This window comes from Mycobacterium sp. NGS33 (genome assembly GCF_059812885.1).
In genome coordinates, this window is the sequence record NZ_JCALDN010000011.1 from 73,453 (window position 1) to 93,876 (window position 20,424).

At 68.1% G+C, this 20,424-nt stretch carries 20 protein-coding genes and 1 pseudogene; 5 read left to right on the forward strand and 16 right to left on the reverse strand.

The genetic code is table 11. The features are described from left to right. The first annotated feature begins 4 nt into the window (after window positions 1-4). Window positions 5-1,282, forward strand: coding sequence for a hypothetical protein (locus tag AC5Y5B_RS17705; RefSeq protein WP_500006052.1), 1,278 nt, complete (start codon window positions 5-7; stop codon window positions 1,280-1,282). Here the strand turns inward: AC5Y5B_RS17705 and AC5Y5B_RS17710 are convergent. From AC5Y5B_RS17710 to AC5Y5B_RS17735, 6 genes and pseudogenes are all read right to left on the reverse strand, one after another. Beyond that, on the reverse strand, window positions 1,279-2,640 hold the full coding sequence (locus tag AC5Y5B_RS17710; RefSeq protein ID WP_500006034.1) for an HNH endonuclease signature motif containing protein: 1,362 nt from the start codon (window positions 2,638-2,640) through the stop codon (window positions 1,279-1,281). The two genes, AC5Y5B_RS17705 and AC5Y5B_RS17710, sit on opposite strands and share 4 nt — an antisense overlap. Before the next feature lie 78 nt (window positions 2,641-2,718). Next, a complete protein-coding gene (locus AC5Y5B_RS17715) occupies window positions 2,719-3,837 on the reverse strand; it encodes a M24 family metallopeptidase (RefSeq protein WP_500006035.1) in 1,119 nt (372 codons plus the stop codon). Further along, window positions 3,827-5,062: a M24 family metallopeptidase gene (locus AC5Y5B_RS17720; protein ID WP_500006036.1), complete on the reverse strand. Its 1,236-nt coding sequence runs from the start codon at window positions 5,060-5,062 to the stop codon at window positions 3,827-3,829. The genes AC5Y5B_RS17715 and AC5Y5B_RS17720 overlap by 11 nt, the downstream gene beginning before the upstream one ends. Further along, window positions 5,059-5,463: pseudogene (locus AC5Y5B_RS17725) on the reverse strand (amidohydrolase family protein); the annotation flags it as partial. The gene AC5Y5B_RS17720 and the pseudogene AC5Y5B_RS17725, both read right to left, overlap by 4 nt. A gap of 14 nt (window positions 5,464-5,477) precedes the next feature. Beyond that, window positions 5,478-6,701, reverse strand: a complete 1,224-nt coding sequence (locus AC5Y5B_RS17730; protein WP_112634468.1) for a cytochrome P450 — start codon at window positions 6,699-6,701, stop codon at window positions 5,478-5,480. Then, entirely contained in the window at window positions 6,698-7,420 is a 723-nt protein-coding gene (locus AC5Y5B_RS17735) for a TetR/AcrR family transcriptional regulator (RefSeq protein ID WP_500006037.1), read from the reverse strand. Before AC5Y5B_RS17735 ends, AC5Y5B_RS17730 begins: the two co-directional genes overlap by 4 nt. 135 nt (window positions 7,421-7,555) lie before the next feature. Here AC5Y5B_RS17735 and AC5Y5B_RS17740 point away from each other — a divergent pair, with 135 nt between their 5' ends. Then, on the forward strand, window positions 7,556-8,032 hold the full coding sequence (locus tag AC5Y5B_RS17740; protein ID WP_500006038.1) for a nitroreductase family deazaflavin-dependent oxidoreductase: 477 nt from the start codon (window positions 7,556-7,558) through the stop codon (window positions 8,030-8,032). A gap of 41 nt (window positions 8,033-8,073) precedes the next feature. On the opposite strand, the gene AC5Y5B_RS17745 is transcribed toward AC5Y5B_RS17740, so the two are convergent. From AC5Y5B_RS17745 to AC5Y5B_RS17755, 3 genes are all read right to left on the reverse strand, one after another. Further along, window positions 8,074-8,565, reverse strand: coding sequence for a hypothetical protein (locus AC5Y5B_RS17745; RefSeq protein ID WP_500006039.1), 492 nt, complete (start codon window positions 8,563-8,565; stop codon window positions 8,074-8,076). Window positions 8,566-8,593: 28 nt separating this feature from the next. Further along, a complete protein-coding gene (locus AC5Y5B_RS17750) occupies window positions 8,594-9,211 on the reverse strand; it encodes a hypothetical protein (RefSeq protein WP_500006040.1) in 618 nt (205 codons plus the stop codon). Between the two features lie 115 nt (window positions 9,212-9,326). Further along, entirely contained in the window at window positions 9,327-10,139 is an 813-nt protein-coding gene (locus AC5Y5B_RS17755; protein ID WP_500006041.1) for a SigB/SigF/SigG family RNA polymerase sigma factor, read from the reverse strand. Between the two features lie 855 nt (window positions 10,140-10,994). Here AC5Y5B_RS17755 and AC5Y5B_RS17760 point away from each other — a divergent pair. Further along, window positions 10,995-11,915 (forward strand): SDR family NAD(P)-dependent oxidoreductase, encoded by a 921-nt coding sequence (locus AC5Y5B_RS17760; RefSeq protein ID WP_500006042.1) that lies wholly within the window; start codon window positions 10,995-10,997, stop codon window positions 11,913-11,915. A gap of 32 nt (window positions 11,916-11,947) precedes the next feature. Here the strand turns inward: AC5Y5B_RS17760 and AC5Y5B_RS17765 are convergent, their stop codons facing one another. Continuing rightward, window positions 11,948-12,583, reverse strand: a complete 636-nt coding sequence (locus AC5Y5B_RS17765; RefSeq protein ID WP_205869183.1) for a cutinase family protein — start codon at window positions 12,581-12,583, stop codon at window positions 11,948-11,950. 219 nt (window positions 12,584-12,802) lie between these two features. Further along, window positions 12,803-13,474, reverse strand: a complete 672-nt coding sequence (locus AC5Y5B_RS17770; RefSeq protein ID WP_112634461.1) for a TetR/AcrR family transcriptional regulator — start codon at window positions 13,472-13,474, stop codon at window positions 12,803-12,805. A gap of 206 nt (window positions 13,475-13,680) precedes the next feature. Between AC5Y5B_RS17770 and AC5Y5B_RS17775 the strand changes: the two genes are divergently transcribed. Further along, a complete protein-coding gene (locus AC5Y5B_RS17775) occupies window positions 13,681-15,447 on the forward strand; it encodes an N-acyl-D-amino-acid deacylase family protein (protein ID WP_500006043.1) in 1,767 nt (588 codons plus the stop codon). A 31-nt stretch (window positions 15,448-15,478) separates the two neighbouring features. Here AC5Y5B_RS17775 and AC5Y5B_RS17780 read toward each other — a convergent pair whose 3' ends face one another. Further along, a complete protein-coding gene (locus AC5Y5B_RS17780) occupies window positions 15,479-16,078 on the reverse strand; it encodes a TetR/AcrR family transcriptional regulator (protein ID WP_112634459.1) in 600 nt (199 codons plus the stop codon). Between the two features lie 118 nt (window positions 16,079-16,196). Between AC5Y5B_RS17780 and AC5Y5B_RS17785 the strand changes: the two genes are divergently transcribed. Continuing rightward, window positions 16,197-16,742: a class I SAM-dependent methyltransferase gene (locus AC5Y5B_RS17785; protein ID WP_289176553.1), complete on the forward strand. Its 546-nt coding sequence runs from the start codon at window positions 16,197-16,199 to the stop codon at window positions 16,740-16,742. A 16-nt stretch (window positions 16,743-16,758) separates the two neighbouring features. Here the strand turns inward: AC5Y5B_RS17785 and AC5Y5B_RS17790 are convergent, their stop codons facing one another. The 4 genes from AC5Y5B_RS17790 to AC5Y5B_RS17805 form a co-directional block, all read right to left on the reverse strand. Next, window positions 16,759-18,132: a DEAD/DEAH box helicase gene (locus AC5Y5B_RS17790; protein ID WP_289176552.1), complete on the reverse strand. Its 1,374-nt coding sequence runs from the start codon at window positions 18,130-18,132 to the stop codon at window positions 16,759-16,761. A 276-nt stretch (window positions 18,133-18,408) separates the two neighbouring features. Beyond that, the gene (locus tag AC5Y5B_RS17795) at window positions 18,409-18,780 is read right to left on the reverse strand and encodes a thiocyanate hydrolase (protein WP_112634311.1); all 372 of its coding nucleotides are present in this window, start codon (window positions 18,778-18,780) and stop codon (window positions 18,409-18,411) included. An 8-nt stretch (window positions 18,781-18,788) separates the two neighbouring features. Further along, the gene (scnC, locus tag AC5Y5B_RS17800) at window positions 18,789-19,499 is read right to left on the reverse strand and encodes a thiocyanate hydrolase subunit gamma (RefSeq protein WP_112634310.1); all 711 of its coding nucleotides are present in this window, start codon (window positions 19,497-19,499) and stop codon (window positions 18,789-18,791) included. Window positions 19,500-19,519: 20 nt separating this feature from the next. Next, the gene (locus AC5Y5B_RS17805; RefSeq protein ID WP_112634309.1) at window positions 19,520-20,359 is read right to left on the reverse strand and encodes a nitrile hydratase subunit beta; all 840 of its coding nucleotides are present in this window, start codon (window positions 20,357-20,359) and stop codon (window positions 19,520-19,522) included. Between the last annotated feature and the right edge of the window lie 65 nt (window positions 20,360-20,424).

Below are 20,424 nucleotides of genomic sequence, written 5' to 3' on the forward strand. Positions count from 1 at the left end.
CTGGGTGATCGGTGATCATCACGGATTGCCGTTCCCGGCCGACCCCGCGTCGTTGCGCCGTGGCGGAGCGGCGTTTCTGACCGACGCCTTTCGTGCCTCCGGGGTGCTCGTGCGCAACGGCGTCGCCCGGATCGGCGACTTCCGGGAGCTCAGCGGCGGCAGCACCGGGCGCAAGGTGGTCCTGTCGGTCGAATATGACCGGCCCGCACCGGATCTGCACACCGAGCTGTTCGTCAAGTTCTCGCGTGATCTCGACAACCCGGTGCGCGACCGCGGAAAGACACAGATGGAGGCCGAGGTTCGGTTCGCCTCTTTGGCACGAGCCCCCGGATTCCCCATCGCGGTGCCCAGCCCGCAGTTCGCCGATTACCACGGTCCAACCGGCACCGGGATATTGATCACCGAGCGAATTGGATTCGGTACCAACGGGATCGAACCTCAGTATCACAAGTGCCTCGACTATGAAATGCCCGAGCCGCTGGAACATTATCGCGCGCTGCTGACCGCGCTGGCGCGGCTCGCCGGCACGCACCGGTCCGGTCGGCTGCCGGCCGACCTGACCGCGCCCTTTCCGCTGGACGTGCGGGCCGCGACGGTGGGAGAGCGGGCGCCGCTGCCGGCGGGCAGACTCGAACGGCGGCTCGCGCGGCTGGCCGAATTCATCGGTGCCTATCCCGGGCTGGTGCCCGACGGCGTCGGTACGCCAGATTTCCTGGCGCGCTTGGCCGAGGAGGTGCCCCGGCTGGCCCGCCACGAGGATGCGGTTGCCGACCATCTGGCCGCCGACTCCGATTACGTCGCTTTGTGCCACTGGAACGCCAACATCGACAACGCGTGGTTCTGGCGTGAGGCCGGCGGCACGTTGCGCTGTGGATTGATGGACTGGGGATGCGTCGGCCAGATGAACCTGGGCATGGCTCTGTGGGGGGCCATGTCCGGCGCCGAGAACGAGATGTGGGATGCCCACCTCGACGACCTGTTGGCACTGTTCATCGCGGAGTTCGAGCGCTGCGGCGGTCCACGCCTGGAGCCGGACCGGCTGCGCCGGCACACGCTGTTGTACGCGGCGGTGATGGGGGTCGCGTGGCTGCTGGACGTTCCGGCGTTGATACGCAAGCGATTCGACCACACACCGAGTGACCGGACGGATCCGCGGATCAGGGGCGACGATGGCGTGCGCGCGCCCCTGCAGATGCTGTCGAACCTGCTGCTGCTATGGCAGCGAAACCCGCTCGGCGACCTGCTCGACGAGGCACTGGACGAGGAAGGGCGCGTCGCCTAGGGTACTTCGTCGTCGCCGTCCTGCAGCAGCTTTTCGGGATGGTGAAACCTGTTGACGCGCGGGCGGCCGCGGTCCAGATGCGGCGGCGGCAGCCATTCCGTATCGCCCTTGGCGTTTCTGCGGGTGGTCCAGCCCCCGGGTTTCAGCAGGCGGTGGTGGGGCCCGCAGGCGAATGTCAGCTGGTTGACGTCGGTGGTGTGGCACTTGCTGTAGTCGGTGACGTGGTGGACTTCGCAGTAGTAGCCGGGCACGGTGCAGCCCGGGTTGGAGCAGCCGCGATCCTTGGCGTACAACACTATTCGCTGTCCCGGGGAGGCGAGGCGTTTCGTGTGATACAGGGCCAGCGCCTTGCCCTTGTCGAAGATCGCCAGATAGTGGTGGGCGTGGCGGGCCAGGCGGATCACGTCGCTCATCGGCAGAATGGTGCCCCCGCCGGTCAATCCCCGCCCGGTGGCGGTTTCCAGCTCTTGGAGGGTGGTCGTGACGACGATGGAAGCCGGCAAGCCATTGTGCTGACCCAACTCTCCGGAGGCCAGCAACGCGCGCAACCCCGCGTTGAGTCCGTCGTGGTTGCGTTGACTCGCTGATCGCGCGTCGTGCTCGATGGCTTCCTGGGTGGGCGCTGCGTCGACGCACGGGGTGTCGTCCAGGGGATTGCACATGCCCGGTGCGGCGAGTTTCGCCAAGACCGCTTCGAAGGTAGCGCGCGCTTCGGGTGTCAGCCAGCCGCGCACCTGCGACATGCCGTCGGCCTGCTGATTGCCCAGCGTCAGGCCGCGCTGCCGAGCCCGGTCCTCGTCGCTGTAGTTGCCGTCGGGGTTCAGGCAGTCGGCCAGGATGTCCGCCAGCTTGCCCAGTTGCTCGGGCCGATACCGGGTTCCCTCGACGGCGAGCTTGGCCTCGGCTTGCTCGCGGGTCGGTGCATCTATCCAGCCGGGCAATTGGTGGTAGAACTTACGGATCACCGCCACCTGGCCGGATCCCAGCGTGCCGTCGCGTTGGCCAGCCGCGGTGGCGGCCAGGGCCGGAGCCACGGGTTCGCCGGTGAGGCCGTGCCGCGCACCGAGATCCCGCGCCTCCTTGATACGGCGGGACGCTTCCGAGCGGCTGATCAGCGTTGTCTCCGCGATGGCATGCGACAGGGTGCCGCCGAGCTCCTCGGACGGGGCTTGGCGGGCAAGGGAATTGATCAGCGGGTGCTCGATGGCCGGCAGCCGGCGGCGCACCTTCTCGCAGCGGGCCAGCACCGCCAACTGCTCGCGGGTGGCCAACGCATCACAGTCGTATTCGACCAGCTCGTCAACGGCGGCGTCGATGACGTCAAACGCCGCGCACAGGGCCTCCCGGTCTATGCTCACACCCCGAAGCTACCGGGGCCCACCGACAAAAAACGCCGACGCGTGACCACTGAAACCACAGTGGCACAAGTGATTTGGTCATCCCCAGGCCGGACTTCTGGTCAGCACGTCGACCCCACCCTCGGTGATGTGCACGGTATCCCGGCGGAACACCGCGCCCACGCCGCGTTGCCACACGTACCCCGTGATCGCCAACACCATCCCGGCCTCGAGCACGTGGTGTTCGCCCGCGGCCACGAGGGTTTCGGACACCACCGGGGGGTCGAATCCCAGGCCCAGCCCGTGCGCGACCGGCATCGGTGGGATCGGCTCGTCGGCCGCCTCGTACGCGGCGAGCAGACCGCTGGTGGGCGCGCCCGCGCGACAGGCGCCAAGCATCGTGTCGTACAACCGCTTCGAGCGCTCGAAGAGCGTGCGTGCCTCGCCGGTGACGGCGTCGCCGGCTGGCCAGGTGCGGCCGACCTCGGCGACGTAGCCATTGGCCAGCGCGCCCGCGGCGAAGGCGACGAGGTCGCCCGGCCGGACCTCGCGCGCGGCTGCGCGGCGCCACGGGTGGTCGGGTGACGTGACCCACGCGGCATCCTGGGTGGCCGGCGTGCTCACCCCGCCGGCGGCCATCGCCTCCATCATCACCCCGGCCAGCGTCCGCTCGGAAACGCCCGGCGCCAATTCGCCCAGGGCGGTGGCCAATCCGCGTTCGGCGACGCGCAAGGCCTGATCCATCGCCGCGATTTCGTCCGGCGTCTTGATGCGCCGCGCCGCCCGCATCGCGGGCTCGGCGTCGACCAGCTCGGCGTTGGGAAACGCCTCGGGCAACAACGCCGCGAAAGTCGGTGTGATCGCATCGGTTCCGACCCGCCGCGCCGCTTCGGCGCCGTCGATCTTCCTCAGGACGTCGATGAGCGTCATGGGGTTCCAAGCCAGCCCGTAGAGGTGGTCGTGGCCGATCTCCTCCGGCACCCCCTCGTCGTCGGTGCTGTTGAGGTAGATGTCGCCCGTGTCGCGCACCAGCACGCACATCGGGCCGAACGGGCGGGTGCCGGCTATCCACAGCTGCGGGGCGCCGGTGACATAGCGGATGTTGGCCTGCCGGCCCAGCACCAGGATGTCGAGGCCGTGCTCCTCCATCTGTGCCAGCGCCCGTTGCCGTCGGCCCGACCGCAATTCGCGCGCGTCGGGCAGAACCTCAGTCGCCATAGGGGGTATAGGGGTAGTCGGTGATCGGCGCGTAGCCGTCCTCGGTGATCACCACGATCTCCTCACTGCGGTAGCCTCCCGTGCCGTCCTCCCACATCACCGGTTCCAGAACCAGCACCATGCCAGGCGGAAAGACGAAGTTGTCGTCGAACTCCTCGCCGAGATCCGTTCCGATCATCGGCGCCTCGGCCGGATACGTGCCGATGCCGTGCCCCAGATAGAAATGCGGCAGCCACGGTTTGCGGCCACCGTTCGCCGCGATCGCAGCGCGAGCCAAATCGCCCGCAGTCACACCGGCTTTGGTGACGGCGAGCACCGCGTCCAGGACCGTGCGCCACTGCCGGAACTGATCTTGCTGCTGCGGTGTGGGTTGCTCACCGACGATCCAGGTTCGGCCGAAGTCGGAACAGTATCCGTGGTAGGTGATGCTGATGTCGGTCCACAGCACGTCGCCGGCGGACAGCTCCCGGTCGGTCGGGAGCAGCGGCAGCGCGAGATCGCCATGCGTCGTCCACACGCCGGCTTCGCGCGAACTCGGCATCACCTGCCAGATGGCCTCGAGCATGTTGGTGGTGGCACCCAGTTCGAACGCGCGACGAACGAAGGCGGCCGACAGGTCGATCTGTCGTACGCCCGGCTTCAGCGCCTTCTGCACGTCGACGATCGCCCGTTCGGTGATGCGTGCCGCCCTGCGCAGACAGGACAGCTCGTCGCGGGTCTTGACCAGTTGCGCGGCGCCGAGCACGATCGCCGCGTCCGTCGGGGGGCCACCCGGGAACAGCGTGGACGCCGACCGGCGCATGGCACCGGTGAGTTCGTCGACGGCGACGCGGGCGCCGGGCGGGATGAGGCCGGCCAGTCTGCGCGCGAATTCCTCGACACCAGAATCGAACTCGAGATAGGCCGGGCCGTGCAGGTGGTCATCGGGCACGGGGTACTCCGCGGACGCCCCGCTGCGGAACGGCATGAACAGGTGCGGATGCACGTCGTCGGCGAGCACGACGGCGATAGGGCGCTCGACGTGGGACAGCCCGGCGTCCAGCAACGGCCAGCTGGCCCCGGTCGCGTATCCGACGTAGCCGTTCATCAGCAGGATCAGGGCGTCGACGCCGTGTTCGGACATCGCGGATCGCAGCCGCGCTCCGGTCTCGGTGCGCATGCGGGCCCAGTCCGGCTCCTCGGGTACGTCGAGCACCGAGGCGCGGGCGGTCGCCGAGTTCGTCATGCCGAGATCCCCAGGAATTTCCTGATGTTGCCGCCGACCACCCGAACGGCGTCCTCGGCGCCGACGGCGTCGACCACCGCTGACAGCGACCGCTCCGAATAGCCGAAAGTGCTTTCGTTGTGCGGATAGTCGGATGACCACATCACCTTGTCGATCCCGATCTCGTCGATCTGGCGCAGCCCCAGCGGATCGACCATGAACGAGGCGCACATGTGCCTATCCCAGTAATGGCGGACCTCCCGCTCGGGTTGGTGTGCCAGCATGTGCCGGTAGGAGGCCAGCACGTGCTCGGCGTCCTGCAGGGCCGTCGGCACCCAGGCTATTCCGCCCTCGAACCAGCCGATCCGCAGCCGCGGATGCCGGTCCAGAATCCCGCCGAAGATGTACTTGGAGAACATCTGGTAGAGATCGGGTTTCACCATGTCACGGGCAGCTCGTAGAGACCGTAGGCCAGCGCGTCGTGCTTGAACGGAAGCTCATCCAGCGAGACGGCGAGCCGCAGGGTCGGGACGCGGCGCAGCAGCGTGGGCAGCACGATCTGCAATTCCATGCGGGCCAGCTGCTGACCCACACACTGGTGGCGTCCGTACCCGAACCCGACGTGCGGTCCGTCGTCCCGCAGCAGGTCCAGCCGGTCGGGGTTGGGGAATTGGCGGTCATCCCAGTTCGCGGGCGCGACGTCGAGGATGATGCCGTCACCGGCGCGGATGGTCTCGCCGCCAATCTCGATGTCCTCGACGGCGATTCGGCGCTGTCCGGTCTGGATGATGCTCAGATAGCGCATTAGCTCTTCGACCGCAGTCGCGATGACCTTCGGATCGTCGGCGTCGCACAGGAGCGCCCGCTGGTCGGGATGTTCGAGCAACGCCGCGATGCTCAGGCTGATCATGTTGGCGGTGGTCTCATGCCCGGCGATCAGCACACCGGTGGCCAACTGCGCGGCCTCGCGCACGCTGATCTCTTCCGCATTGACGCGCTCGGCGAGGTCGGACACCAAATCCTCTGAGGGGCTTTGCATCTTGGTCCGAACCAGGTTGGCCAGATACTTCGCCAACGAGGCGGCGCCCTGGGCGGTGTCCTCCTCGGTCGCGTAGCGGCCCATGCCCCGCTTGGCCTGGGTCTGGAAGAACTCCGCGTCCTCGTACGGCACGCCCAGCAGCTCGCTGATGACCAAGGAGGGGACCGGCAACGACAAGGTGCTGACGATGTCGCCGGGCTTGGGGCCCGCCAGCAGCGCGTCGATGTGGTCCTCGGTGATCTTTTGGACCGCCGGCCGCAGCGCCTCAACCCGCTTGAAGGTGAACGGTTTAGACAGCATCCGGCGAAACCGGGTGTGTTCCTCGGCGTCGGAGGTGAACACCGAGCGTGGGCGCTTGTGCACCGTGGCCAGCATCCCTTCGTTCCAGTGCGGATAGCCGGGCAACCGGTCGTCGACGCTGGTGCGGGAATCGGTGAACAGCGCGCGTATCGCCTCGTAACCGTGGATGAGCCAGGGGGTGCTGCCGTCCCAGATCCGCACCCTGCTCAGCTGCTTGTCGGCGTTGAGCGCCAATATTTTCGGAGGCGGGGCGAACGGGCAGCCGGGTGCCCGGGTCATCGGAAACTCCGGGATGTCGGTGGCGGTGGATCCTGCGGTCATCGTGCTCCTCGGTGGGGGGCCTGCGCGGTGGTCTCTGCTGGCGGGCCGCCGGCCGTGCCCACGTGGACCGGCGCGCGCCACAGGCCGACGATCGCGTCGATCAGGCCTTCGCCGGCCACCGGCCATGCCGAACGCGCCCGCGGCCGGTGTTCGGCGAGTGCACCCTCGTGTTCGGCGCAGGTGTGCATGAGCAGGTTGCGCACCATCACCATCCGTTCGGCGCGTACGCGTTTGGGCAGCTCCGGCAGGCAGCGGTCGATGCCGTCGAGCGTGCGCACCAGCAACGGCGACGCCAGGGCGTCTTTGGTGACCACATGCCGGTAGGTGGGGTCGGCCATGGCTTGCGCGGCGAAGCGGGCGTACCAGGTCGGGGTGCCCAGGGCGGCAAGATGATCGGTCAGCGGTCGCACCAACGCGCCGACCCAGTCGCGCAGCTCGGTCGAATCGCCGATGGCGCCCAGCATCTGGGCGCGCAGTTCCTCGATCGGCTCGCGGTGCTTGCTCTCGATCGCGCGCAGCAGGTCGACCCGGGTGCCGAAGTGGTAGCACGCCGCGGCGTTGTTGCCCTGCCCGGCCGCTTCGCTGATCTGCCGGTTCGACACGGCGTACATCCCGCGTTCGGCGAGTAGCACCTCGGCGGCCGACAGGATCGCCTCTCGGGTGCCTGTCGACCTGTCGGAGCGGGCGACCCGCTCAGCAGTCATCGCCTCAGTGAACACGCCGCGCCGTGTTAAATCAAGCCATTTATTTATTCGGGGCCGGGCGGCCTCGAGCGATCAGCGAAACTCCGGTTCGTCAGCGGCATTTCATCGCGGTGATGCCTCGATCCGGAACCCGGGGCATACAGTCGTCGCATGAATCCGCTGCAACGGTGGGCCCGCAACCCGACGGTCTACCGCTTGCTGATCCTGAACGCACACCAGGTCGTGGAGTGGCTCGAAGCCGCCCTTCGCTTCCTGACCAGCGGGCGGCTCGGTGTTTTGGACTTGGCCGGCCTACCCAACGTGCGGATCACCATCTCGGGACGCAAAACCGGTCTCGCCCGCAGCGCCACCGTGCAATACGTGCCGCTTGACGGCGCCCTGTTGGTGATCGGATCGAACTGGGGACGCGCGCACCACCCGTCCTGGTCTGCGAATCTCAAAGCGGCGCAACGTGTCACAATGCGCCGGCGCGGACACCGTTGCGTGGCGACGGTCCGCCTGCTCGACGGCGCGCAGCGTGATGAAGCCTGGGGCAAGGCGCTGGCGTACTGGCCGAACTATCGCGTCGCCCAGGAACGCGCCGGCCGGCGCCGATTTCGGCTGTTTCTGCTCACGCCGGCCGGGTGAATCCCACAGCGCCCCGGCGCGCGTTGCCTCGAGGGCGACCGTCAGCCCGGGTGATTCTTGGTCAGGCGGGCGATCTCGGTGCCCCAGACGGATTGAGCACCGGCGTCGCCTACCCGATAGATCTGGACCATCGACGAGATCCCCACCGCCAGCACGACTATCGCGACCAGTATCCGGATGGCGGTGCGGCCGGCGCCCGGTTGCCGTTCGGTCATTCGCAAGACGACGAGCGCGACCGCGGCCGCCAGCAGCGCCGCGGAGAAGTAGGCCATCATGCTGCCCCGCTCGGCGTGTTCGCGCAGGATCGGGCTGGGATTCGCCCTCAAGTCGTAGAGCCATCCGCCGGCGTTGATGGTGATGGGCGTCAAGACCATGGTGACCACGGCCAGGATCAGCGTGAGCCACAGCAGGTGCCCGCGGCGGGCGGCCGGCCATAACCCGCAAACGATCACCAGCAGGGCGGTCAGCGGCACGAGTGCCAGGACGAAATGCAGCAGCAGGGCGTGAGCCGGCATGCCGTTGATGACGTTCATGGCGTCCCTCGGGGTGGTGGCGCACCGCCTAGCCGCCGAGCCCCTTCTTGATGGCCGCGTCCTGCTTCTGGCCGACGTCGTTGACGAAGTCCGGCGGGGCCAGCGTGTCCGTCGGCCCGTCGAATTCCAGTGTGGCGAGCGCCCTGCCCTCGGTGAAAAGCAGGATCACCACACCCTTGCTGCGGTCGGGGGTGTTGCCCATCAGCATCGTTCCGCCGCTGCCGATGTTGGACGGTTGCGTGGTGGGATCTTTGATCGCACCGCCTTGCTGGCCCTTGGCGGCGTTCAGCGCGTTCGTGGCGGCGTCGGCGTCGTCGTAGACGCCGACGGTGACCTTGATGGCGTGGCTGCCGTCGTCGTCCTTGAAGGTGGTCGCCACGCCCGGCTGGCCGTTGGGGTTGCCGGTCGGGGGAGCGCCGGTGAAGGGGACCGGGGCGTTGATGTCACTGGCCTGGATCAGCAGCTTGGTGTACTCGTTGGGCTGCGCCGGCGCCGAGCTGGGGCTGCTGGGGGCGGAGGTTGCCGAGGTAGCCGATCCCGACTTCGACGGCGACGGCTGCGGTTTGTTGTTGCCGCAGCCGGCGACCGATACCGCCAGTGCGGTCGTCGCCGCGACACCGGCGAGCACCGTTCGTGACATCCTCATCGCATCGAGCTCCTTCCAGGTTTCCTGGCGACTACGTCGGGTCGTCCCTCGAATCGCACAGTACAGTGCTGCGCGGCAGGAGATGCCGCGCAGCGTCCTGGGGGAGTCGCCCGCGTTACTCGAGCCGATCGCGCAGGCAGCTCAGCGTGTTTGCCAGGATGCGCGACACCTGCATCTGGGACACGCCGATGCGCTCGGCGATCTGGCTCTGCGTCATGGAGTCGAAGAACCGCATGCGCAACACGTCGCGTTCGCGCTCGGGCAGGGTGGCAACCAACACCCGCAGCGCTTCCCGGTTGGTGATGTGTTCGATCTGCGGATCGATGTCGCCGACCGAGTCGGCCACCGAGCGCGGCGTTCCCGAGCTGTCGGCGCCCAGCGGCGCGTCCAGAGAATCGAGCCGATAGGCGTCGCCCGCAACGAGGCATTCGACGATCTCCTCGCGCGGGACCTCGAGCGCCTGCGACAGCTCTCCCGCGGTGGGCGCGCGCCCGAGTTGTTGGGACAGGTCCGCGGTCGTCCTGCTGATCTGCACGTGCAACTCGCGCAACCGCCGCGGGACGCGCATCCCCCAGCTGTAGTCGCGGAAGTACCGCCGGACCTCGCCCATCATCGTGGGCACCGCGAAGCCGATGAAGCTCGGACCCTTCGCGGGGTCGAAGCGATTGACCGCGTTCATCAAACCCAACCGCGCGACCTGAATCAGGTCCTCGAGACCCTCGCCCCTGCGGGCGAAATGGCTGGCCACGTGGTCGGCCAGCGGCAGGCATCGGGACACAATGCGTTCGCGCTGGTGGGCGTATTGGTGCGATTCGACGGGCAGCTGCTGCAGCGCCAGGAACATTTCGACGACGTCGTCGTACGAATCATCGGATTTCGTAGTCCGCGGGGTCGGGGCCGGACGGGTTGCAGAAATTACATTGGTCATCGGCTGGCGCACCCAACGTTCACTCGAAGAATCGGGTAAACGGTTGCGCGAGAACAAGTTTGCATTGCTGACTCCTAGAGTCGTCTGCAGCGAAGGCTTGCGGCTATGCGCACGTGCGGCCCCCGACTGCATCTCGATCCGCGGGATGGTCGATTGCCCAACGCACAACGAGAGCCAAACGTGACTGGGGCTGATTTCGCCGGAGCCATACCAAGCTCAGTAGCCATGCGGCTGAACTGGCAACCGCTTTGAGCTAAACGGCGACGCGTCCACAACGGACTTCATTAGAGACTATACGCCCCCTCGCATCATCCGGCGATCGGTTGGGGCAACGAATTCGATTGGTTTATGAACAGTTTCCACGGTGTACCAGTGGCCGTCCGGCAAGCCGCGGGCACGGGGCGCCACGCCTTCCTGAAGGCCGACGCGGCACCCCGAGCTGCGGTGTTATCGAGGGTGCGCCGACCGCGGGTGAAGAGTCCGACGACGTCGGCAAACAGATCGGGGTCGATTCGTGCCCACTTTCGCTGGAACTGATTTATTCGCCGGTGACACCCGGCGGAGCATTCGCGGCGATTGCCGGGCGGGGCGGCGCGGGCCGCACCCGATGCCGCCCGCGGTGCGTTTTCGCAGCGGAGCGGCCCCGCCGGCGTGCCCCACCGTGAGGTGGTGCGGGGTTGCTGGCGCCGCGCGCGACGGAAAATGGCGGTGTGCGCTCTCATTCGTGAGTCGGCTGGGTACTGTTCGCCTAATGTTCGTCACCACCGCCGAGCGCGTGCCGATCAACTGCCCGCGAGAGCACTTCCTGGGCAACGCTTTACGCAGCGCGCGACACAGCCCCCGCCGGAGCCCGCGATGAGCCGCAACGGTCCGGAAGGCCCGCTGTCGGATCATGGCGTGGTGGTTTCGGGCGGCAGCCGCGGTATCGGACGTGCGGTCGCCGAGCTGCTGGGCGGCCTCGGCGCGGGCGTCGTCGTCAACGGGCGCGACGAACACGCCGTGCAGGAAACCGTCGCGGCGATCACCGCGGCCGGCGGGCGGGCGCGCGCGGTGGTGGGCGCCGCGGACGACGAGCGCGTCGCCCGACGCCTCGTCGAGGAATGCCTGAGCGCGTACGGGCGGTTGGACACCCTGATCAACTGCGCCGGGATCGCCGAGCCGCCCGGTTCATCGATCCTGACGATCTCCCCGGACGAGTTCGACCGTCTGATCAGCGGGCACCTCGGCACGGCGTTTCACACCTGCCGCGTGGCCGCTCCGGTGCTGGCCGCGCAGGGGCACGGCGCCATCGTCAACACCAGTTCCGTCGCGTTCCTGGGCGACTACGGCGGCACCGGCTATCCGGCGGGCAAGGGTGCCGTCAACGGCCTGACGATGGCGATCGCCGCCGAGCTGAGGCCCTACGGCGTGCGGGCCAACGTGGTGTGCCCCGGGGCCAGGACCCGGCTGTCGACCGGTGCCGACTACGAGCAGCACATCGAAGACCTGCACCGCCGCGGGTTGCTCGACGAGATGACCATGCGGGCGTCGCTCGACAGCGCGCCGCCCGAGTTCGTGGCGCCGGTCTACGCCTATCTCGCCAGTGACCTCTCGCGGGATGTGACGGGCCAAATACTCGTTGCCGCAGGCGGTTTCGTGGGAAGCTTCGACCGCCAGACGCCGCGGCTGCTGGGCTACCGCGACCACCATCAGGCCGGGCCGTGGTCGGTGCAGGAGGTGCACCAGATGGTCGGCGGTTCGCCCGCCGGAGCGCCGGCCGGAAAGCCGGCGAACTAGCGGCGCCTGAGGCGGTCGGGGCGGAAACGCGGTCAGGAGAGGCGATTGGCCGCGAAATCGGCCGCCTGGTCGACCATGCCCGCCTCGACGTACTGGCGGTGCGCGGCGGGGTTGCCGGCACCGGAACACACCGGATCGCCGGGCACGCACAACTCGAGGGTCTTCGCCGAGTAGAGCGGTCCGATGGTCACCGGCGGTTCGTTGATGATGCTCATGAACTGGCTCGACGGCTTGCCGAACAGCGCCACGGCGGCCACGTGGTTGGCCACTTCGGCCGGCATCGGCTGCAGCGCCTGCACCAGGTGCACGCCGTCGGGCACGGCGCTTTCGGTGACGAAGCCCATCACCGCCGCGCCCTGCGAGTAGCCGCCCAGCACCATCTTGGTGCGTGGGCAATTCGCGGCCATCTGCTCGACGTGATTGCCGGCGTCGCTGATGCCGTCGGCGGCGGTGGGAAAGTCGGTGGTGGCCGGGTAGTTGACCGGATAGACACCCACCGACTTTCCGCCGACGTGCGAGCGCAGGGTGTCGACGAAGTTTTGGCCGATGCGGCCGACGCCAGGAGGCTCGGTGGTGCCCCGCGCGAAGACGACCTCGACGTCGGGGCATGGTTCGGCGGACGCCGGCGCGACCGGGCCGATCAGCGGAGCCGAAATCGGCGACAGCACAGCACAAATCAACACAGCGAGCGGATGCGCCTTCACATCGCAATCCTGCCACAGGACGGCGCGGCGCGCGCGTTGGGCGGGACGTCCCGGCCCCGGATGTGACGAAGGCCTCCGGATCGCGTCACCGCCCGCGACGGGCGGCCCGGATGGCGAGGCCACGGGGTGGCCAGACATCAAAGCAGATGTGTATGGTCAGGTCGGGTGGGCTCCCGCCCGGGGTCAGGATGCTTTCGACGACCGGCGGCGCGTGTGGGGCGGCTCGGGCGTGCCGAGCCCGTCCATGGCGCGCACCAGCTGCGGGTAGGCGATCGCCGGCCCGATCCAGCGGGTGAGGTAGCGGCGCAGATCGGCGCCGCCGCGCGGTGGCCGTCCCGGGTCGGTCAGGAACGAATGGAGCACCCGCAGCGAGAATTCGTTCAGCTCGTCCAGACCCGCTTCATCGAAACCGTAACGCTCCCAGTCGATATCGTAGCGGTGCAGCATCGAACGCCCGAAGGCCAGCGCGGTATCGGAGATGATCGAAACCTTCTGGCCGCCGCGGTGGCGCTGGTTGAGCACGAACTCGACTTGGTTGTCCGAGGCCAGCTCTTCGACGGCGAAAGCCATTCCCTCGGTGATGGCGACGACCGGATCGGTGACACCTTCGAGATGGGCCGCCATCCGATCGAGGAAGCCGTCGGCCGACCGCATCGCCGACGCCACCAACAGGGCCTGCGTGCCGGGGAAGTACCGATAGACGGTCTGGCGGGTCACCCCCAGCGCCCGCGCCACGTCGGCGATCCGCATCGCCGAGCCGCGTTCGTCGATGATCTTGTCGGCGGCGTCCAGGATGCGCTCGATCGCCTCCGCATCCGACGCCGGCGTGTTTCCCGCCCAACCGTGACTGCGCATGATTAACGGACGGCAAACCCGTAGCCGATGAACCCCACAGCTGGATCATAACGTCTGCCGCGGCGCCGTCGTTGCTGGCTAACCGCGCAATCGGGCGCCGGATAACGCGGCAGGACAAAACGCACGTTATGTATGATCACTGCGGATCTCCGAGGCAGCGGCCCGACGGCTTCCCCACGCGCCCGGAGCAACAGAAAGGCCGACCGATGCAGTACGACACCGTGATCGCCAACGGACGCTGGTTCGACGGGCTGGGCGGGCCGTCGGCCTACCGGGACATCGGCGTGCGCGACGGCCGGGTCGTCACCGTCGCCGAGGGGCCACTGGACACCACCGGCGCCCGGGTCATCGACGCCACCGGTCAGTGGGTGATTCCCGGCATCATCGACATCCACACCCACTACGACATCGAAGCGCTGTGCGAGCCAGCGCTTTCCGAATCGCTGCGACACGGCGTGACGACCGTGATGCTGGGGTCCTGCTCGCTGTCCACCGTGTACCTGGACAACGTCGACGCGGGCGACATCTTCGGCCGCGTCGAGGCGATTCCGCGGCGCTATGTCATCGAACAGCTCAACGCCGCCCGCTCATGGAACAGCCCCAAGGAATACGTGGCCGCGCTCGAGCAGCTGAACCTGGGTCCCAACATCGCGGCGTTCATCGGGCACTCCGACCTGCGCGCCGCGACGATGGGCCTGGACCGGGCGACCCGCAAGGACACCCGCCCGTCGGCGGCCGGACTCGCGCGAATGGAGTCGATGCTGGAAGAGGCCCTCGACGAGGGCTTCGTCGGGTTGTCCTCCCAGCAGCTGCTGTTCGACAAACTCGACGGCGAGGTCTGCAGGTCGCGCACCCTGCCGTCGACCTACGCCAAGCCGCGCGAACTGCGGCGCCTGAACGCCATCCTGCGGCGGCGCGACAAAATCCTGCAGTCGGGCCCCGACATCAAGAACCCGTTGTCGATCGTGTCCCAGCTGGCCACCTCGCTGGGGGTGGGGCGCCCCCGATTGAAGACCAGCCTGCTGTCGGCCGCCGACGTCAAGTCCCTGCCGCCGGTCATCTACCTGATGGACTGGCTGGCGCGGACGGTCAATGCGCTGGGCGCGGATTTCCGCTGGCAGCATCTTCCCGTGCCGTTCGAGGTCTACGCCGACGGGATCTCGCTGGTGATCTTCGAGGAGTTCGGCTCCGGCGCCGCGGCCCTGCACCTGGCCGACGAGATCGCCCGCAACGAGCTGATGCGCGACGAAGAATACCGGCGGCAGTTCCGCAAGGACTACGACCAGAAGTACGGGCCCCGGGTGTGGCACCGCGACTTCTTCGACGCCGACATCGTGGCCTGCCCCGACGAATCGGTCGTCGGTAAATCCTTCGGGCAGGTGGGCCTGGACCGCGGCGGCCTGCACCCGGTCGACGCGTTCCTCGACCTGGTGCTCGAGCACGGCGAGAAGCTGCGCTGGCGCACCACGATCTCCAACCACCGGCCGGAACTGCTCAAGAAGCTCGCCCAAAGCCCGGGCGTGCAGATGGGGTTCTCGGATGCGGGCGCGCACCTGCGCAACATGGCCTTCTACAACTCGGGGCTGCGGCTGCTGCGCCACGTGCGCGACGCCGAGAAGCAGGGCACGCCGTTCATGTCGGTCGAGCACGCCGTGCACCGGCTCACCGGCGAGCTGGGCGCCTGGTACGAGCTCGACGCCGGCACGCTGCGCGAAGGCGACCGCGCCGACATCGTCGTCATCGATCCGGAAAAGCTCGACGAGTCTCTCGACGCCTACGCGGAGCATCCGGTCGAGTCCTACGGCGGGCTGTCGCGGATGGTGAACCGCAACGACGACACCGTCACGGCGGTCCTGGTGTCGGGAAACCTCGCCTTCGGTGCGGGCAAGGCGTCGCCAGAGCTGGGCGAGAAGCGATTCGGTGAGTTCCTCCGCGCGGGCGGCTCGGTGCGCAAGCCGGCCTACGCCGGCTAGCCAGGCTTATTGCCCTGGGGCGCACCGGTTTTCAGGCCACGGAGGCTCCCAGGATGAGGTTGACGGCCTCGTCGAGCTGGCCGGAGATCTCGGCGAAACTGACGAACCGGGCGGTCATCAGCGCGCCCGAAAAGGTCATCTGCAGCGTGGATTTCACGGCCCGGGGCCAGCCCGGACCGAGCGCGGCCCCGATCCGCTTGGCCACTTCTTCGCCGATCTGTTCACGAATCGGCGTGACCGCGGGATCGTCGGCCATCAGAGCCGCGCCACAGGCGGCGGTCAGCTCCGGCTCGTCGGCGACGACGACCGCCATGTCCCGCAGGGTTGCGCTCACCCGAGTCTTCGTCGTGTCGTTGACGTCGGTATGCAGCGGCAACTCCCGCAGGAAACGCAGATACACCGCCGCGACCAGCGCGCTTTTCGACGGGAAGTAGGTGTAGGCGCTGGCCGGCGACACCCCGGCGCGTGTCGCCACCGCGCGCATCGTCAGGTTCGCGTACGACGATTCCCGCAACTCCGCGAGCCCGGCATCGAGCACCTTGCGGATGGTCTGCCCGGGGCGGCGGTCGGACCGGCGGGCCGCGCCGGCCGATTTCCCGGCAACCGCCGGGGACGACGCATCTCTAGACACTCGTCCAGTGTAGGAACGCCCCTGCCGCCAACAACATCCATCCAGCGCGGTCGGCGTGATCGCGGCATCGTAATAACGGACAGGTGTCCAGAAGCATTGCGGCCCTAGAGTGGCGGCTATGGGCGAAGCGGACCGGCGTCGCTGGGACGAACGATACGCGGCCAAGGGGCCGCCGTCGTTGAGTTCCATTGCGCCGCCCGGCGTTTTCGCGGGCCACGCGGAGGTGTTTCCCGAGGCGGGCCGGGCCCTCGATCTGGCCTGCGGACAGGGGACCGGCTCGGTCTGGCTGGCGGCACGCGGCCTAGAGGTGATGGGGTTCGACGTCTCGCCGGTGGCCATCGGCCACGCGCGCGACCTGGCCCGGCGGGCCGGCGTCGGTGACCGCTGTCGATTCGACGTCGTCGATTTCGACGGCGGTCTGCCGACGGGGCCGCCGGTCGATGTCGTCCTGTGCTGCAGGTTCCGGGACGCTCGCCTCGACCGGGCGATCATCGAACGGCTGGCGTCCGGCGGGCTGCTGGCGATCGCCGCGCTGAGCGAGGTCGGGGCGAGCCCGGGTCCGTTCCGCGCCGCGGCCGGCGAACTGCTCGCCGCCTTCGCCGGCCTGGAGCTGATCGGAGCCGACGAGGGCGACGGTCTGGCGTGGCTGCTGGCCCGGCGCTGAACGCCCCGACGCGGGGCTAGCCCGCGCCGCCCTGCGCGCGGGTGGCGCGGCGACGATCCGGCCGTCGCGCGGGCGAACCGCTGCGGTGCGACATCGCGGATTCGGTGGGCGTGGGATTGCTCTTCGGCGACCGGCTGGTCCGGCGACGCCCCGGACCGGCGGAGTTGGGCCGATGCTGCGCGGGCGTGCGCGCAGGCACCCGGGCGGGCGCGGGGGCCTGATAGGGCGCGACCTCGCCCACGAGCGCCTGCACCGCATCGGATGCGGCGGTCACCTGGACGGGCGCGACCGTGATGCCGGCCTTGCGCATCAGCAGCTGGGTGTCACGGCGCTGCTCGGGCAGCACCACGGTGACGACGTCACCGGCGCTGCCCGCCCGCGCCGTCCGCCCTGACCGGTGCAGATAGGACTTGTGCTCGCTGGGTGGGTCGATGTGCACGACGAGCTCGACCTCGTCCACGTGCACGCCGCGCGCGGCGATATCGGTCGCCACCAGCACCCGGGCGCCGCCCGAGGCGAACATCGCCAGGTTGCGCTCGCGAGCGGGCTGAGACAGGTTTCCGTGCAGATCGACCGACGGAACACCGGCCTCGGTGAGCTGCCTGGCGAGCTTGCGCGCCTGGTGCTTGGTACGCATGAACAGAATCCGCCGGCCGCTGCCGGAGGCGAGCCGGTGCACCACCTCTTTTTTGGACTCGGCATTGGCGACGTGGAAGACGTGGTGCGTCATTTCCGATACCGGCGAGTTGGCCTCGTCGACCGAGTGCAGCACCTCGTTGCGGAGGAATCGCTGCACGAGCTTGTCGACGCCGTTGTCCAGGGTGGCCGAAAACAGCAGCCGCTGGCCATCTTTCGGTGTAGCGGCCAGGATTCGGGTGACGCCGGGCAGGAAGCCGAGATCGGCCATGTGATCGGCCTCGTCGATGACGGTGATCTCGACGGCGTCCAGGCTGATCAAGCGCTGCTTCATCAAATCCTCGAGCCGGCCCGGGCAGGCCACCACGATGTCGACGCCGGACTTCAGCGCGGCCACCTGGCGGCTTTGCGAAACGCCGCCGAAAACCGTCGTGATCCGCAGGCCGCTGGCACCGGCCAGTGGTTCGAGCGTCGCTGTGATCTGCGTCGCCAACTCCCGGGTGGGGGCCAGCACTAGGCCCGTGGGCCGCGAGGGGCGCCGGTTGGCCTTAGGCAGGCGGCTGACGAGCGGGATCGAAAAGGCCAGGGTCTTGCCGCTGCCGGTCTTGCCGCGACCGAGAACGTCTCGGCCGGCCAGGATGTCGGGCAGGGTTTCGACCTGGATCGGAAATGGATGGGTGATGCCGCGCTGGGCGAGCGCTTCGACCAGGTGGGTGCGCACGCCAAGGTCGGCGAAAGTCTTGCTAGTGGTCACTTTTCGGTGCCTTTCAGGCATCGGTGGTGCCGTGCCGGAGGCGAGAGAACGCCGCGCGGCATCGGCACGAGGTGGCGAGATTGCCGGATGGCAAAATCGATCGCCGCGAGACAAGCTCGTGCGGGATGCACGGGTCATCTGGGTGACAAGCGCGATCTTTGCGCTGGCACCGGGGGGATGAGGAAGCGTTCCACGACGGTGTTGGCATGCAGTGTCATGCAGCCAACGTTGCTGTCAGCCTAGCGCATGCGGTGCCGAACGGCTAAATGGCGTGGCTCACTCCTCGAGCCGCGCACGAACGGCCGCCAGCCGCGCCGCCAGTTCGTCCTCGGTGATGACGCCCCGCGACACCAGCGAATGCGCCAGGGCGACCAGCCGATTCTCCGGATACGGCAGGCCGGCGTAGACGGTTGCCGACAGCGCGTCCTCGTCGTCGCGGCGCTCGATGAAACTGAGCATCCGTGTGCCGCAACCACTTTGGTCAAGGGCATCGCAGATGCCGTCCAGGCTCGTCTGCCACGGCGGCGCCGAGTTCGCCACCCCGTATTTCGCCGCCATGCGACTCCAGACCTGGTTGCGTGCAACGATTTTGGCCAGCGGTGCGACGCTGGAGTCCTCGATGGGGTGTGGTCCGGGCGCGGCGCTCATCTGTCGCCTCACTGGTCCGCCGGGTGCACGGCCGGGCGCGTCTGCGTGACGGCGTTGGTCGTCACCCCCGGCTTAGGCAGCGCGACCCCGATCAGGCAATCGCGCGTGACAATTTCGACGAGTTGGTCTTCGGTCCAATCCTGGGTTCCGGCCGGCCGGACGGGCATCACCATGAACCGATGCTTCTGGTTGGAATCCTCCACCCGGATCTCGACGTCCTCCGGAAGGATCAGCCCGAATTCCGCGAGCACCTGCCGCGGCCAGCGCACGATGCGGCGCCGGTAGTTGGGGGTGCGGTACCACTCCGGTGAATTGCCCAAGATCGGGCGCGGGTAGCACGAGCACAGCGTGCAGACGATCACGTGATGCAGCGTCGGGGTGTCCTCGAGCACATGCAGGGCGGTGAAGTCACTCGGCGTTCCGAACCCGGTCGGCTCCAGCCAGTCGACCCCAACCTCCTTGCTGGCGGCCAGCGCGTCGGTGCGCACCAACTCCTTGAAGTCGGGATCGAGCCAGGCCCGCGCCACCAGGCGCGCCGCGGGAGTGGGTCCGATCTGTTCGGCGAACTCGGTGAAGCGACGGTGCTCCTCGGCGGTGAAAATGCCTTTCTCGATGCACAATTCGCGAAGAGCGATCTCGAGGACCTCGAAGTCGGTGATCTCATCGACCATGGGCGCGGCGGTGCGGTCGTGATCGTGCTCGTGCTCGTGGGCGGTCATGCGGGGGTCCTTTCGCCAAGCTATTCGGCCGGTTCGAGCCACCGTTGCGGGATTTCGGTTTGCAACGTGTCGTTGCCGGGCCCGGTGTAGCCATGCCACAGCTCGGCGAGGTTGAACCGAACGATGTAGAACCATTCGGGTTGTTGGTCTGGGCCGTCCCACGTCTCGTCCTCGGCGGCCGGGCTTTCGTACGAGACGACCGCGATCTCGCCCGTCGCCCCGCGCACGTACTCCTGGGTGCGGGTGTAGAGCAACACGGGCAGGTCGCGCACCACGACCTTGTCGCCGACCTTGAACTTCGGCGCGCCGGCCTGTCCGGCATACACCTGCGGGTCGCCCTTGCCCACGGCGTGACGATGGTGCCGGTTGCGTTTGACGGCGGCGGGGTCGCCTTCGGACTTGGGCTTGGCCGCCAAGGGTTTTCCGCTCAGGCCGCCGGCGTAGCGTGCCCTGACCTCGGCCATGCGTTCGGCCAATTCGCTCAGGCCGATGTGGTGTTTTTCGGCGAGGACGCGCGCGACCGCCAGCAGCCACCGCCCGTAGTAGGGCAGGCCGAGGTAGATGGTGCGACCGAGGTCGACGTTGCCCATCCGGCGTCGCTCCTCGGACAACCAGATTCCGCGCCAGCCGAGCACTTCACACATGACGTAGGTGTTGTGCTCCCAGAGTTCGTACTGCTTGTTCTCGAATTCGATGGGAGCGTCCGGCTCACCGCCGACGTCGTGCGGCGTCTTGACATAGGCGTTGAAGCGTTCGTGGTCAATGAGATCCGGCGTGGGGGCGTCGGGGAGTTCCGGGTAGGAGGACTGCAGACGGGCTATCAGGTCGAGCTGTGCGGCTCGGTCCGACGGAGTCGTCATCCCAGCTCCATTCGACTAGTCCAGCGCTTGCTCATACTTCACTCTTCTGGCCGGAATTGCGCAAC

Excerpts from the sequence above, each read along its gene's own strand:
- AC5Y5B_RS17805 (WP_112634309.1), bottom strand. The coding sequence starts at position 20,359 with ATGACGACTCCGTCGGACCGAGCCGCACAGCTCGACCTGATAGCCCGT.
- AC5Y5B_RS17720 (WP_500006036.1), bottom strand. The coding sequence starts at position 5,062 with ATGACGAACTCGGCGACCGCCCGCGCCTCGGTGCTCGACGTACCCGAG.
- AC5Y5B_RS17750 (WP_500006040.1), bottom strand. The coding sequence starts at position 9,211 with ATGAGGATGTCACGAACGGTGCTCGCCGGTGTCGCGGCGACGACCGCA.
- AC5Y5B_RS17715 (WP_500006035.1), bottom strand. The coding sequence starts at position 3,837 with ATGGCGACTGAGGTTCTGCCCGACGCGCGCGAATTGCGGTCGGGCCGA.
- AC5Y5B_RS17760 (WP_500006042.1), top strand. The coding sequence starts at position 10,995 with ATGAGCCGCAACGGTCCGGAAGGCCCGCTGTCGGATCATGGCGTGGTG.
- AC5Y5B_RS17740 (WP_500006038.1), top strand. The coding sequence starts at position 7,556 with ATGAATCCGCTGCAACGGTGGGCCCGCAACCCGACGGTCTACCGCTTG.
- AC5Y5B_RS17795 (WP_112634311.1), bottom strand. The coding sequence starts at position 18,780 with ATGAGCGCCGCGCCCGGACCACACCCCATCGAGGACTCCAGCGTCGCA.
- AC5Y5B_RS17745 (WP_500006039.1), bottom strand. The coding sequence starts at position 8,565 with ATGAACGTCATCAACGGCATGCCGGCTCACGCCCTGCTGCTGCATTTC.
- AC5Y5B_RS17785 (WP_289176553.1), top strand. The coding sequence starts at position 16,197 with ATGGGCGAAGCGGACCGGCGTCGCTGGGACGAACGATACGCGGCCAAG.
- AC5Y5B_RS17755 (WP_500006041.1), bottom strand. The coding sequence starts at position 10,139 with ATGACCAATGTAATTTCTGCAACCCGTCCGGCCCCGACCCCGCGGACT.
- AC5Y5B_RS17770 (WP_112634461.1), bottom strand. The coding sequence starts at position 13,474 with ATGCGCAGTCACGGTTGGGCGGGAAACACGCCGGCGTCGGATGCGGAG.
- AC5Y5B_RS17730 (WP_112634468.1), bottom strand. The coding sequence starts at position 6,701 with ATGACCGCAGGATCCACCGCCACCGACATCCCGGAGTTTCCGATGACC.
- AC5Y5B_RS17775 (WP_500006043.1), top strand. The coding sequence starts at position 13,681 with ATGCAGTACGACACCGTGATCGCCAACGGACGCTGGTTCGACGGGCTG.
- scnC (WP_112634310.1), bottom strand. The coding sequence starts at position 19,499 with ATGACCGCCCACGAGCACGAGCACGATCACGACCGCACCGCCGCGCCC.